Origin of the sequence: Desulfovibrio fairfieldensis, from assembly GCF_001553605.1 — a bacterium.
Taxonomy (GTDB): Bacteria; Desulfobacterota; Desulfovibrionia; order Desulfovibrionales; family Desulfovibrionaceae; genus Desulfovibrio; species Desulfovibrio fairfieldensis.
The window spans coordinates 2,423,646-2,436,954 of the sequence record NZ_CP014229.1; the positions used below are offsets into that span (position 1 = coordinate 2,423,646).

Here is a 13,309-nt window from a genome sequence, read left to right on the forward strand (position 1 = left end):
AGAGAGAGAGAGAGAGAGTAGCCGTTTCTTTCGCGGGTAGAGATATTTCATCCAACGGGAAAAGCCTTCGCTTATGGATATTTTGTCCATGGGCGAAGGCTTCTTTTTTGGGTGCCTTCTTTTCCTGCCCCAAGCGACCCTGACGTCTCAACCATTTCACCTGGAGGCAGAAAAAAATGAAGCTGTCGGCAAAAATCGCCGTGAGCATGGGCGCGCTGGCCGCCCTCATGGCAGTTCTGGGCGTCTACCTGATTATGCAGATGTCCAAGGTCAATGATGTTGCAACGGAACTGAGCCAGCGCCAGATGCCGCTGGTGGAAAAGATGGGCGTCATCAACAACGCGGCCTCGGAATACCGCTTGGCCGAAGTGCTGCATATTTATGCCACAGACTCCGCGCAGATGCGGGAGTATGAGAAGCAACAGCAGAAGTGGGCGGGAATCATCGACGACGGCATCCAGAAGTGCGAAGCCATGATCGCCATAGGCCGGACCAGAGAAATTTTCCAGACCTATCTGGTGGCCCGGCAAAAATACCGCGATGAATCCAAAAAAGTGCTTGAGCTTTCTCGGGAACTGCGCACGGAACAGGCCATCACGTTGCTGCTCGGCGAATCCCTCAAGCAATACAATCTGATGAGCGCGGCTTTGGACAACACCATCGGTGCGGTCAAGCAGCACGTCAACCAGGTCAACAACGACGCCGACGCCATGTACGACAACTCGCGGTTGACCGGCATTATCCTGATAGTGGGGGCCATTCTTATCGCCGTCTTCCTGACCCTGCTGCTGGTGCGCAACACCATTCGCCAGTTGGGCAAAGATCCCGGCGAACTGAACGGCATCGCCCATCGCGTGGTGAACGGCGACTACGACATTGACGACGGCAGCAGAAAAATCGGGGTTTACGGGGCCATTGTGGAAATGGTCAATGCCCTGAAGCGGAATATAGACAACGCCCAACATGAATCCGAGAACGCCAAAGAGCAATCCCGCAAAGCCCAGGAGGCCATGGAGCAGGCCGAGGCGGCGAGCAGGGAAGCGCAAAGCAAGACCGAGGCTATGCTGGCGGCCGCCGACAAGCTGGAACAGGTGGGCAGCGTGGTCTCCTCCGCCTCCACCGAGCTTTCCGCCCAGATCGAACAGTCCGACCGGGGCGCGGCCGAGTCAGCCCAGCGCCTCTCCGAGGCGGCCACGGCCATGAATGAAATGAACGCCACGGTCCAGGAAGTGGCGAAAAACGCCGGTTCCGCCTCCAATGCCTCCGCCGAGACCAAACAAAAGGCCGAGGTCGGAGCCGAAGTGGTGGCAAAGGCCGTGCACAGCATTGAGCAGGTCCACCAGATGTCTTTGGAACTCAAGGACGACATGGCCCAGCTTAACGAGCACGCCCAGAACATCACCCGGATCATGGGCGTCATCTCGGACATTGCGGACCAGACCAACCTGCTGGCCCTGAACGCCGCCATTGAGGCCGCCCGCGCGGGCGACGCCGGGCGCGGCTTTGCCGTGGTGGCCGACGAGGTGCGCAAGTTGGCCGAAAAGACCATGGCCTCCACCCAGGATGTGGGCAACGCCATCAAGTCCATCCAGGAAAGCACAGCCAAGAGCATGACCGGCGTGGACAACGCCGTGGAGCGCATCAGCGAAGCCAATGAACTGGCCAGCCGGTCCGGTCAGGCCCTGGGGGAAATCGTGGCCACTGTGGAAGCCACGGCGGACCAGGTCAACGCCATTGCCACGGCCAGCGAGGAACAGTCCGCCGCTTCCGAAGAAATCAACCAGTCCATCGTCCAGGTCAACGACATGTCCCGCCAGACCGCCGAAGCCATGGCGGAGGCCGCCAAGGCCGTGTCCAACCTTGCCATGCAGGCTCAGGGGCTTACGGATCTGATCCAAGAACTGAAAGAAGCGTAACAACAATATCGCGGCCGGGGGCAGCGCGTACCCCGGCCGCAAACGGGCACGTTTTGGGCAATACGTGCTATTCCCGGGCGCGCCACGACGCCCGGCTTTCTTCTTTTCAAAACAATCCGCTGCCGAAAAAGTCGGACCGCGCCGTATTTCCCGTAATACCTCGCCGCAGAAGGCTTGCAGACCCCCGCCATCCACCGCCGGACACGGCCCGTGCGGCGGAAATGCCCGAAAGATGCCCCTCCTTGCATTGCCAAGCATAACATAATGACTTATTTTTAGGGGATACCACGGCAGTGTGAGCGCCCTGCCGTCCACTCAAGCCTGACCCGTAATTCGCCGGTGCCGCGAACGGCCCGCCCGTGTGAAGCAGAGGAGCATTCATGTTCGGCTTTCTTTTCAAGAAAATATTCGGCAGCAAGAACGAACGGTATCTGCGCCGTCTCCGCCCCCAGGTGCAGCGTATCAATGCCCTGGAACCCGAAATGCAGCAATTGGACGACGCGGACTTCGCCGCCCGCATCGCCCGCTATAAAGAAGAAGTGCAGGAAGGCGGCAAAAGCCTGGACAGCCTGCTGCCCGAAGTCTTCGCCCTGGTGCGAGAGGCCTCGCGCCGCGTGCTGGGCATGCGCCATTACGACGTGCAGCTCGTCGGCGGCATGGTCCTGCACAAGGGCAAGATCGCCGAGATGAAGACCGGCGAAGGCAAAACCCTGGTCGCCACCCTGGCCGTGGTGCTCAATGCGCTGTCCGGCAAGGGCGTGCACGTGGTCACGGTCAACGACTACCTGGCCTCGCGTGATGCGGCCTGGATGGGCAAACTTTACTCCTTCCTGGGCCTGAGCACGGGCGTCATCGTGCACGGCCTGGACGACGACGAGCGTAAAACCGCCTATAACGCGGACATCACCTACGGCACCAACAACGAATTCGGATTCGACTACCTGCGCGACAATATGAAGTTTTACGCCGAGCAGCTCGTGCAGCGCGGCCATAACTTCGCCATCGTGGACGAAGTGGACTCCATCCTCATCGACGAAGCCCGCACGCCGCTGATCATTTCCGGTGCGTCCGAGGAATCCGTGGGCATGTACCGCACGGTGGACGACATCGTGCGCCAACTCACGCCCGAACATTTCACCATTGACGAAAAAGCCCGCACGGCCATGCTCACGGACGCGGGCGTGCTACGCTGCGAAGAACTGCTCAAACTGGACAACCTCTTTGACCCGGCCAACATCACAGCCCAGCACCACGTTCTGCAATCCCTCAAGGCCCATCAGGTCTTCAAGCGCGACGTGGACTACATCGTGCAGGACGATCAGGTGGTCATCGTGGACGAGTTCACCGGCCGCCTCATGGCCGGACGCCGCTATTCCGACGGCCTGCACCAGGCCCTGGAAGCCAAGGAGCACGTAACCGTCGCGGCGGAAAACCAGACCCTGGCCTCCATCACCTTCCAGAACTATTTCCGCCTCTACGACAAACTTTCGGGCATGACCGGCACGGCCGACACTGAAGCCGTGGAATTTCAGCAGATCTACAATCTGGAAGTCATTTCCATCCCGCCCAACAAGCCCATGGTCCGCAGGGACCACCCGGACCTGATCTTCCGCAGCCGCAAGGAAAAATTCGACGCCATTGTGGAGGCCATCGCCGAGCTGCACCAGAAGGAACAGCCCGTGCTGGTGGGCACCATCTCCATTGAAACCTCGGAAATGCTCTCCCAGCGCCTGACCAAACTGGGTATCCCGCACAACGTGCTCAACGCCAAACAGCACGAGAAGGAAGCCGAAATCGTGGCCCAGGCCGGCCAGAAGGGCAAGGTGACCATTGCCACCAACATGGCCGGACGCGGCACGGACATCGTGCTGGGCGACGGCGTGGTGGACCTGGGCGGCCTGCACATTCTGGGCACCGAGCGCCATGAAAGCCGCCGCATCGACAACCAGTTGCGCGGCCGTTCGGGCCGCCAGGGCGACCCCGGCTCCTCCCGCTTCTACCTTTCGCTGGAAGACGACCTGATGCGCCTGTTCGGTTCCGACCGGATCAAGGGCCTCATGGAAAAGCTGGGCCTGCGCGACGGCGAAGCCATTGAAAACGCCATGGTCACCCGTGCCGTGGAAGGGGCCCAGAAGCGGGTGGAAGCCCACCACTTCGAGATCCGCAAAACCCTGCTGGATTACGACAACGTCATGAACCAGCAGCGCGAGGTCATCTACACCCTGCGCCGCGAACTCATGGTGGAAGACGATCTGAACCCGGTGCTCAACGAGTTTTTGAGCGACGTGCTGGACGACGCCTACGGTCCGCTGGACAATGCCGCGCCCGACGATCTGGCCGATACGCGCAAGGCCATTATGGCCCGCCTGCGTGAAGTCTTCAATCTGGACCGCGTGCTGCCCGAAAACGCTCCCCTGCCCGAGCGGGAAGAGTGCGAAAAGCTGATACGCGGCATTCTGGACGAGCTGCGGACCGATGCCGCCGAAAGCTACAAGGACATTCAGCGCTACTTCCTGCTGGAAGAGCTGGACCGCTGCTGGAAGGAACATCTGCGCAACATGGACGCCCTGCGCGACGGCATCGGCCTGCGCGGCTACGGCCAGCGCGACCCCAAGCTGGAGTACAAGCGTGAAGGCTTTGAAATGTTCCAGGAAATGCTCTTCCAAATCCGTGAGAGCGTGTTCCGCGCCCTGACCCGCGTGCGCGTGCAGCGGGTCAGCCCGGAAGAAGAACAGGCCCGCGCCGAGGCGGAAAGGGAAGCCCTGGCACGGGAATTCCGCCACCGCGAAGAATCGGCGGGCGAGCTGTCCTACTCCGGCGGCGGCGAATCCGAGGCCCAGTCCGCCAAGAACAAACCGGCCAAGGCCGGACCGCGCGTGGGTCGCAACGATCCCTGCCCCTGCGGCAGTGGCAAGAAATACAAGAAGTGTTGCGGCCAGGACAAGTAGTGCCTACTTTTTCAAAGTAGACACACAAAACCTGTAGGATTTTGCGGCGGCGTAGCCGCCGTGCGTCGGCGAAAAACCACGTTTTTTCGCTGACGATCCTGCGAAAATCGGGAGTATAACTATGCTCGGAATTTTCGCAATCAGACAGGCGACGTAGCGCGGAACAATTATGCAGAAGAATGATACGATCGCGCTGCAAAGGCGAATGCGCATGCTGGCCTTTGCCGTGCATTCACAATTGCTGGAAAGCGAGCCCCTTTCCAAAGCCGAGGCCGCCCGCCTGGAACGTATGGTACGCGACGGGCTGGCCCCGGATGAAGGAATCGCTGTGCTCAAAAAAACTCTGGGCATTGCCGATGCACAGGTATGCGGCCGCGCCTGATCCCTATATCCTGCCGGGAAGCGCCGTCCTTAAAAACATTCCCGGCCTCGACGAGGCGGAGCAATTAGCCGCATTTGAACGTAACGCGGTGGCGTGGCGTTCGCTGTCGATCCCTACCGGGCACTATGATATCGCACACCTCAAGGCCATTCATAAGCATCTTTTCCAAGACGTTTATGGCTGGGCCGGGGAATTCAGAACCATCCCCATGGCAAAGGGCGCAAGCCGCTTTGCGCAACCGCAGTATATCGAACAGGAAATCCGGAAAATTCTGGGGCGGATCGCGGCAGCCGAGATGCGTACAGCGCCTGTCGACCGTTTCACTGCGGCGCTGGCGGAGATGATCTCGGAGCTCAATGCCGTGCATCCTTTCCGTGAAGGCAATGGTCGTACCATCCGGGCTATTGCGCTGTTGCTGGCCGAGGATTGCGGCCATGCCTTCGACCTGACCGCCGTTACCCCCGCTCTGTGGACTGAAGCGTCAATCCTGGCTTTTCAAGGCAACAATCACGCTCTGGAAGTTCTTCTCCATGATGCGCTCCACCCCCTGCTCGTCCCGGATCAAAAGTAATCCGAAAAATACGGCTTCTCCGGCGGGATCAGGCTCTCCAAAGTGGGCAGCAGATAGTAGTCCATGCGAATACGGTCATTATTGTACAGATAGGTGGGCCGCTTGTAGCCCATAAGCATGGTGGTCAGCGTCTGGATGTCCATTTCGATGAGCGGAGCCGCGCCGTGGCTGTCCACCTTTTCGCAGAAGGTCTTGCCGTCTTTCCAGGTGACATGGAAGATGCCGTTGTTCCATTCCGCGGCCGGATCGCTGATCCGGAAGTAGAGTTTGAGTTTCTCGTCCTCGAACTGGAAGGAATATTCCTCAAAGAAACGCTGCACATCCACGATGCGGGCCATGACATTGGGCTTGATGGTTTCGTCGATTTCACTGTCCTCGAACTGAAAGGCAATGGATTCGCCTGTGTAGTTGGCTCCCTCCACCTTGGTGATCATGGAAAAGTGCGCGCTGATGTAATTCCAGATGCCGTACTTGGCCTCCTGGGTCAGCCAGATCATTTCCTTGATCTGAAAGACCTCATTCTCAATGTAGTAAATAACGTAGCCCAAGGGCTTTTCTTCAGCGGTGTAATACACGGCGGCCATGATGTCGTCGGATTCCCAGCGCCAGTATTCCTCCCATTCCAGATCGCCCCTGATCAGCGCGCCGTGCTGTTGCAGGGCGAAATACTTGTAGACCCGGCGAATATCCTCATGCTCCACGGGCACGCGCTCGATCTGGCCCGGCACGACATGGTGCTTGGGCAGTTGGGTGTCCCTGATGGAAAAGGTCATCTTGTCCGCCACGATCTCCCAGCCCTGCTTGCGGTAAAAGGGGATGGAGTACGGGCAGAGAAAGGAAATATACTGCTGCTCCCGGCGCATGTGCTCCAGGCTTTTCTTGATCAGGGAATGCACCAGGCCACGGCCCGTATACTCCGGGTAGGTGGCCACGCCGGTGACGCCGCCCATCTTGCAGATCCGGTCCCGGATGTTGACTTCCATGGAATAGACCACGATCTGCGAAGCCAGATGTCCCTTGTAGAACCAGCCCAGCACGTAGGAGGCGTCGAAAATCGGCTTTTTGGACTGCTTCATCTCCTTGTCCGACCAGCCGATCCGCGACATTTCATAAGAACTGACCTGAAAAGCATAGCGCAGCAGGGCTTCAAATTCCTCGAAGTCGTCGGCATCCAGTTTTTTGAATTCAAACTGCTCGTTGTTTTTCATCCGGATGTACTCCTTGCGCCTTGCCGCCATGCCGGGCAACCCGCGCGCGTCCCGTTATGCGTCACAGGCTCCGTCCAGGGAGCAGGCCCCGCCCGAGGCGAAACCGTCGCTGTTGCCGCTCAGCGCCGCCGCCAGCCGGGCGGACACCGAGGCGTAGGAGGCATAGCCCCGAGCCAGCAGGCGGCGCTCGTCGCCTTTCACCAGATAGAGCGTGGGATAGAGCTTGAACTCGCCCATCAGGGCGGCGGCTTCGCGCGTTTCTTTTCCGGCTTCTTCCCGCACGGCGGGATCGGCCAGGGCGCGCTCCAATCGGATGGGGTCCACCTGCCAGCGGGTCGCCATTTCCTCGCGCACCTCGGCGGAAAACACGTCCCGGCCCGCGCCGTAGAGGATCTGCTGCAAGATCTCTATCTGGGCCAGCTCATGCCCCGGCGCAAGCCGCTTCAGGGCCGCCAGCAGCACTGCCATGTCCGGCGAATACATGCGCAAGGGCCGTTCCGCGTCCAGGGTCGCCAGAAAACCGTCCACCGGCCGAGCGGTAGTTTTCGCCAGGCGGATGAAAAAATCCCGAATGTTCGGAGAATGGGCTTTCATTTCCGCCAGAGTCGTGGGCTCGTCCATCAGATCCCCGCCGAGCACCCGCGCCGGCAGTTCGGGATGTTCGGCGGCAAGACGCTGCATGACGGGTGCGAAGCCGTAGCACCACGGGCAGAACACATCGGAAAGATATAAAAAATGAGGCATGGGATTGCGCTCCTCTTCTCGCTGTTGTTCACGATAGGGCCGGAAAAACCCATCGTCAACAGGCGCGGCACGGCATGCTTGACAAGCCGGTGCGGGGATGCAAGGTGTTGCATAGAGGCATCCGGAGCAAAATAACTTTTCAAAGCTACTTTGCCTTGGGAGCAGAGGGAGTACGGCAATCCCGGAAAACGCCGGATTACACTGCAAAGGGGAGCGACGATGCGCGAACACGGCCTTATCCGTCTGTACAAAAGGCTCGCCACGCCAATCCTGGCACTGGTCATGATACTGGGGGCGGGCTGGGGCGCGCGGCCCCTGGCCGCCGCCACAGTGGACACGCTCTACCACAACGGCAAAATCTACACTCTCACCGAGAGCATGCGCGAAGCCAAAGACCCGCGCAAGGCCAAAACAGTGGAAGTCGTCGCCACCAGGGACGGCAAAATAATCTTTGCCGGGTCCGCCGCCACGGCGCGGCAACAGGGTCTCTTCGCCAACGCGGCCCGCATTGTGGACCTGCGCGGCAAAACCATGCTGCCCGGCCTTATCGACGGGCACGGCCACTTCCCGCTCCAGGGCGGCTATGACCTCTTTCAGGTCAATCTGAACAGCTTCCCCCTGGGCGAAATGCGCTCCATTGAGGATTACAAGAAAGCCCTGGCCCGGCGTTGCCAAAGCGCGGGCAAGGACGCCTGGGTGCTGGGCTGGGGTTACGACGACACCCTGGTCACGGAAATGCGCCACCCCACCAGGGCCGATCTGGACGCGGCCTGCCCGCGCAACCCCGTCTTTGTGCGGCATGTCTCCGGGCATATGGCGGTGGTCAACTCCGCCGCCCTGGCCAAAGCCTCCAGGGACGAACTCAGCACCGTGGGCGTGGACGCGCGGAGCGGCAAGCTCACCGAACCCCGTGCCATGCAGGTGGTCAGCCGCCACTTCCCGCCCGCCGGGCCCGAGGCGGCCCAACGCGGCCTGGCCCGCGCCAATGAGGTTTACGCGGCGGCGGGCGTGACCACGGCGGACTGCTCCAATATCCGCATGCTCACGGAGCTGCCCAAGATGCAGAACGGCATTCTGCGCAACAATCTGGACCTGCGCGTGGTGCTGCATCCTCTGGGCTATTATCCCACCACCCTGGCCTCGGGCAAAACCGTGGACAGCGCGGGCTGGATCAATCGCGCGGCCCTGGGCTGGACCAGCGCCGCGCTCTCGCTGGCCGGGGCCGAAACAGCGGTCATGACCGAAAACAACGTCCCCTTTGCCGACGGCCGCAAGGCCGTGGCCGGCGGCAGCGACATCACCCGGCTGTCCATGCCCGCCTACGCGGCGGACAAGGACGCCGACGGCTCTCCCGCAGCGGCGGCTAAAGGCACTGTCGCGCCGCCTGCCGGGCTGTCGGCGGACAACCGGCTCTTCCTCGGCGCCTGGAAGTTCACTTTTGACGGCTCGCCCCAGGGCTATACCGCCTGGATGAAAAAGCCCGGCTTCTACCGCTGGGGCAAGTACACGGCGGCGGACAGCTTCAATCAGGCCGGTTTCTTCAACGGAGCCGTGGGCACGGACAACATGCCCCCGGCGGCTCTGGAAACGCTGATCGCCATGTACCACGGCAACGGCCAGAGCACTCAGACGCATACCAACGGCAGCGCCGCCGCCGAGCGCTGGGTCACGGCCCTGGAAAAAGCCGTGGTCCGGCATCCCGAGGTCAGGGACACCCGCGACACGTCCATCCACGCCCAGACCATGGAGTTACAGCACATCCAGCGTCTGACCGGCAACTATCAGGACCTGACGGGCACAGGCCCCATGTACACGGAGCTGACCGGCGCGTTCAAGGACGGCAGGCTTTCCCCGGAGGAAGTGGGGGCCAGGGACATCGGGCAGTTGAGCCGCCTGATGCGCGATCAGCACTTCTTCAATTCCTATTTTGTGACCCATACCTATTTCTGGGGCGACCGCCACAACCAGATCTTCTTCGGGCCGGGCCGGGCCCGGAACATGAGCCCCGTGGGTTGGAGCGTGGCTTACAACCAGCCGTTCAGCTTCCACAACGACACCTACATCACGCCCATTTCGCCGCTGCGCAGCCTGCAATCCGCGGTCACGCGCACCAGCGCCCATTCCGCCATTTACGAGGGCGGCACCCTGCTCAGCGGCCAGAGGCACGATCTCGGGGCCAAGGCGCTCTTCCCGCCGCGCGATCCCGAGGAAACCGGCGACAAAACCACCTTCGCCTTCTGGAACTATGACCACCGGGTCAACGCCCTGCAGGCTCTGCATGCGGTCACCCTCATGCCCGCCTGGCAGAACAAGCTCAGCGACCGGATCGGCTCCATAGCTCCCGGCAAGCTGGCGGACTTCACCATTCTGGCCGAAGACCCGCTGGCCGTGGCCGCCGCCCGGCCGCAGAGCCTGGCGGAGATGCGGGTGATGACGACCATCGTGGGCGACACGCCGGTCTACGGCTTTGCGCCCGGCTCCAAAACGCTGGCCGACGCGCCTCGGGGTTCCTATATTCAGCCTACGGAAAGCGTGGTGGCCCTGGTGACCGAAATCGGCCCCATGACGCCCGCCGAGGGCCGCAACGAAACGCGGGACAAAACGTTGGGCGCATATGCCTTCAAGGCGGACGTGCGCAACGGCGAGCTGGCCGCTTTTCAGATGCGCTTTCTGGGCAACGGCGGGCCGGTCCGTGACATGACCCTGCTGGACGGCGGCAGCGGAGCGTCGGGCACGCGCCCGCTGCATTACAGTCCCGAGGCAGCCATGGCCGACGGCAACTGGTGGATCGCGGCTCTGGACGCGCCCATGCTGCCGCTCAAGGCAGACGACGCCCTGATTGCGGACAAGATGTACGCCGCCTTCTTCGTGCTCAAGGATAACGGCCCGCGCGACAAGGACGCGGCCAGAGGCGGCCTGGCGGGCCAGGTGGTTCTGCTCACGGACGGCCCCTTGCCGGGCAACAGCGGAACAACAAGATACGTCTTGGGGCCTGCGGCAACCAACGCCGCTAAAGCCCAACTTTAAAAATGGGGTTCCAAGGGGGCCGCGCCCCCTTGGCTGCCGGAGGCATCACCCCGGTAAACCTGAAAAAGCGGAAGAGGGCAGCCCCAGGGCTTCCCTCTTCCGCTTTTTACGCGGATTTTTTTAAGAACGCACTGATTAATGAAGATTTTTGTTCTCCGCCAAGGACGGGGAACTCCGGGCGGAGGGAATATATTCAACCCCGACTTTCGTCCGGAGCGAGCCGGACGCGGGCAGATGGCAAAAGACCATTCAGTGCTTCCTTAACGCGCATAGGCCGCATGCAGGGCGGCAATACGCTCCCAGGAAGCCCGGATGCGCTCGGGCGTGATCTTGCCGCTGTCCACCAGACGGCGCAGGGCCGCGTGGGCTTTTTCCGGCAGATCGGGGTCCCATTGCAGATTGTTGCCGAAGACCAGAATGTCCACTCCGGCCCGCACGGCCAGCAGAATGGCCTGTTCCAGGCCGTAGTGGTCGGTAACGGCCTTCATCTGCATATCATCGCTGATGACCACGCCCTGCCAGCCCAGGCCCCGGCGCAGCAGGCCGGTGACCACCATTGCGGACAGCGTGGCCGGATGCTCGGGGTCAAGCCCGGCGTGAAACAAATGTCCCACCATGACCATGCCCGGCCAGCCCCGGCGGAAAGCCTCCGCATAGGGCAGCAGATCGCTGCCGCCGTCCCAACAACGGCTGATGTCGGTGAGGCCCAGATGCGAATCGTGCCGCGCGCCGCCCTGGCCGGGAAAGTGCTTGAGTACGGGAATGACTCCGGCGCGAGCCAGCCCCTGCCCGAAGGCCAGGGCGTGTTCGGCGGCCAGCCGGGGATTCGGACTGAAACTGCGCCCCAGTCTGCCGATGGCCGGATTGTCCGGATTGCTGTCCACGTCCGCCACGGGCGCGAGATCCACGGAAATGCCCAGTGAAGCCAGCTCCGCGCCCAGACGCGCGGCCAGTGCCCCGGTGGCCGCCGGGCTGCCCTGCCCCATATGCCGGGCCGAGGGCAGATCCATAAAGCCCTGCCGCGGCTTGAGCCGCCGAACGCGCCCGCCCTCCTGGTCCACGGCGATGAACATGGGGCCGGGCGCGGCGGCCCGCAGCACGGCCGTCAGACGACGGAGCTGCTCCGGGGAGCGAATGTTGCGCTCGCCTCCGCCGGGCAGATCGCGGTCAAAAAGCAGCACATGTCCCACTTTCCCGGAGCGCACCGCCGCCAGAAAAGGATCGCCCGGCGCGAGTTCCGCGCCGCGAAAGCCCAGCATCAGCATGGAGCCGAGCATGCGGTCAAGAGAGGGGGAATCGGCAGGATCGAGCGAGGCAGCGCGTGCGGGACCGGCCGGACAAAACTGTGCGCAGGCCAGAACCAGCAGGCAGCAGAACGGAAAAAACAACCGACGGAGCAGCCTCCGCCGCAGACCGCCGGATGCTAGCACGGCAGCCCTTGCGCCCGGCGTTGCGCCTCCAGCTTTTCCAGCACATCCAGGGGCACCCGCAGGCCGCCTCGGCCCACGCCCAGACGGATGCCGGGCTTGTTGCCGCCGTGGTAGTCCGAACCGCCGCTGAGGCCCAGGCCGAAACGCCGGGCCCATTCCACGCAGAGGCGCGTATCCGCGTCCGAGTGCTCGCTGTGCCATGCTTCAATGGCTGTGAGCCCGCAGCCGGACAGATGCTCCACAAAACCTTCCAGCCAGGGCAGGGGGTATTTCTGCAAGAGGGGATGGGCCAAGCTCACCGTGGCCCCCAGACCGGCCAGCAGATGCACGGCCGCTTCGGGTTCCAGCACTTCCTTGGGCAGATAGGCCTTGCCGTAAAAGCCGAGATATTCCCGGAAGGCCTCGCCCACGTCGCGCACATAGCCCTTGGATGCCAGCACCGCCGCGATGTGCGGCCGTCCCACGCTCTCCTTGGCGATGGCGCGCACCTCTTCCAGGCTGATGTCCAGCCCCAGGGCGCGCAGCTTCTCCACAATAGCCCGGTTACGCTCACAGCGTTTGCGACGCAGATAGCCGAGTTGATCCTGAAGAGGGGCGGCGTCACGCGGCAGCCAGAGCCCCAGGATGTGCACCTCGCCGTGCTCGGTATGGGTGGAAAGTTCACAGCCCCGGATCACCTTGATGCCCAGGTCACGCCCGGCTTCCTCGGCCTCGTCCAGGCCGGAGACGGTGTCGTGGTCGGTAACGGCCACAGCGGCCAGACCAGCGGCATGGGCCTTTTGCACCAGGGCTGAAGGGCTATCCGTGCCGTCCGAAGCCAGCGTGTGAGTATGCAGGTCGATCAGTTTCATGGGAAAATTCATCTCTTCTTTCCAAGGTAAGCCAGTGCCTGAAAAATGCAAGCGCGGCCGGACCTCCCAGGGCAGACGCATCTAATTCCAGCCCTTGCAGGCCCCTTATCTGCCGTGATGATCCGTCAAAACCAGCCTTTTGTGCGCTGGCTGCGTCACTTGGCGCTTTTTGCTGCTCATGTACTTGAGTACATTCCGCGCAAAAAGTGCCATTTTTCTTGCCAGCGCGCAA

Annotated in this window: 9 protein-coding genes; 5 read left to right on the forward strand and 4 right to left on the reverse strand. The window is 61.9% G+C overall.

The window, feature by feature from the left end; translation table 11 throughout:
• The first annotated feature begins 176 nt into the window (after positions 1-176).
• From AXF13_RS10320 to AXF13_RS10335, 4 genes are all read left to right on the forward strand, one after another.
• A complete protein-coding gene (locus AXF13_RS10320) occupies positions 177-1,916 on the forward strand; it encodes a methyl-accepting chemotaxis protein (RefSeq protein WP_062253069.1) in 1,740 nt (579 codons plus the stop codon).
• A gap of 380 nt (positions 1,917-2,296) precedes the next feature.
• Positions 2,297-4,864 (forward strand): preprotein translocase subunit SecA, encoded by a 2,568-nt coding sequence (gene secA / locus AXF13_RS10325; RefSeq protein ID WP_062253071.1) that lies wholly within the window; start codon positions 2,297-2,299, stop codon positions 4,862-4,864.
• A 169-nt stretch (positions 4,865-5,033) separates the two neighbouring features.
• Entirely contained in the window at positions 5,034-5,246 is a 213-nt protein-coding gene (locus tag AXF13_RS10330) for a hypothetical protein (RefSeq protein WP_062253072.1), read from the forward strand.
• Positions 5,179-5,817 carry a Fic/DOC family protein gene (locus tag AXF13_RS10335; protein ID WP_083522067.1) on the forward strand — a complete coding sequence of 213 codons (639 nt, stop codon included), beginning with the start codon at positions 5,179-5,181 and terminating at the stop codon, positions 5,815-5,817. Before AXF13_RS10330 ends, AXF13_RS10335 begins: the two co-directional genes overlap by 68 nt.
• On the opposite strand, the gene AXF13_RS10340 is transcribed toward AXF13_RS10335, so the two are convergent.
• The gene (locus AXF13_RS10340; RefSeq protein WP_009301939.1) at positions 5,808-7,025 is read right to left on the reverse strand and encodes a GNAT family N-acetyltransferase; all 1,218 of its coding nucleotides are present in this window, start codon (positions 7,023-7,025) and stop codon (positions 5,808-5,810) included. The two genes, AXF13_RS10335 and AXF13_RS10340, sit on opposite strands and share 10 nt — an antisense overlap.
• 54 nt (positions 7,026-7,079) lie before the next feature.
• Entirely contained in the window at positions 7,080-7,769 is a 690-nt protein-coding gene (locus AXF13_RS10345; RefSeq protein WP_062253076.1) for a DsbA family protein, read from the reverse strand.
• 219 nt (positions 7,770-7,988) lie between these two features.
• On the opposite strand from AXF13_RS10345, the gene AXF13_RS10350 reads away from it, so the two are divergent.
• Positions 7,989-10,796 (forward strand): amidohydrolase, encoded by a 2,808-nt coding sequence (locus tag AXF13_RS10350; RefSeq protein ID WP_062253078.1) that lies wholly within the window; start codon positions 7,989-7,991, stop codon positions 10,794-10,796.
• A gap of 260 nt (positions 10,797-11,056) precedes the next feature.
• Here the strand turns inward: AXF13_RS10350 and AXF13_RS10355 are convergent, their stop codons facing one another.
• Both AXF13_RS10355 and AXF13_RS10360 read right to left on the reverse strand, forming a co-directional pair.
• Positions 11,057-12,184 carry a glycoside hydrolase family 3 protein gene (locus AXF13_RS10355; protein WP_223299903.1) on the reverse strand — a complete coding sequence of 376 codons (1,128 nt, stop codon included), beginning with the start codon at positions 12,182-12,184 and terminating at the stop codon, positions 11,057-11,059.
• Positions 12,185-12,219: 35 nt separating this feature from the next.
• Complete coding sequence (locus tag AXF13_RS10360) at positions 12,220-13,089, reverse strand: PHP domain-containing protein (protein ID WP_223299904.1); 870 nt, start codon at positions 13,087-13,089, stop codon at positions 12,220-12,222.
• Between the last annotated feature and the right edge of the window lie 220 nt (positions 13,090-13,309).

What these genes read in the sequence shown, in the direction of transcription:
- AXF13_RS10320 (WP_062253069.1), top strand. Translation starts at nt 177, where the DNA reads ATGAAGCTGTCGGCAAAAATCGCCGTGAGCATGGGCGCGCTGGCCGCC.
- secA (WP_062253071.1), top strand. Translation starts at nt 2,297, where the DNA reads ATGTTCGGCTTTCTTTTCAAGAAAATATTCGGCAGCAAGAACGAACGG.
- AXF13_RS10330 (WP_062253072.1), top strand. Translation starts at nt 5,034, where the DNA reads ATGCAGAAGAATGATACGATCGCGCTGCAAAGGCGAATGCGCATGCTG.
- AXF13_RS10335 (WP_083522067.1), top strand. Translation starts at nt 5,179, where the DNA reads ATGAAGGAATCGCTGTGCTCAAAAAAACTCTGGGCATTGCCGATGCAC.
- AXF13_RS10340 (WP_009301939.1), bottom strand. Translation starts at nt 7,025, where the DNA reads ATGAAAAACAACGAGCAGTTTGAATTCAAAAAACTGGATGCCGACGAC.
- AXF13_RS10345 (WP_062253076.1), bottom strand. Translation starts at nt 7,769, where the DNA reads ATGCCTCATTTTTTATATCTTTCCGATGTGTTCTGCCCGTGGTGCTAC.
- AXF13_RS10350 (WP_062253078.1), top strand. Translation starts at nt 7,989, where the DNA reads ATGCGCGAACACGGCCTTATCCGTCTGTACAAAAGGCTCGCCACGCCA.
- AXF13_RS10360 (WP_223299904.1), bottom strand. Translation starts at nt 13,089, where the DNA reads ATGAATTTTCCCATGAAACTGATCGACCTGCATACTCACACGCTGGCT.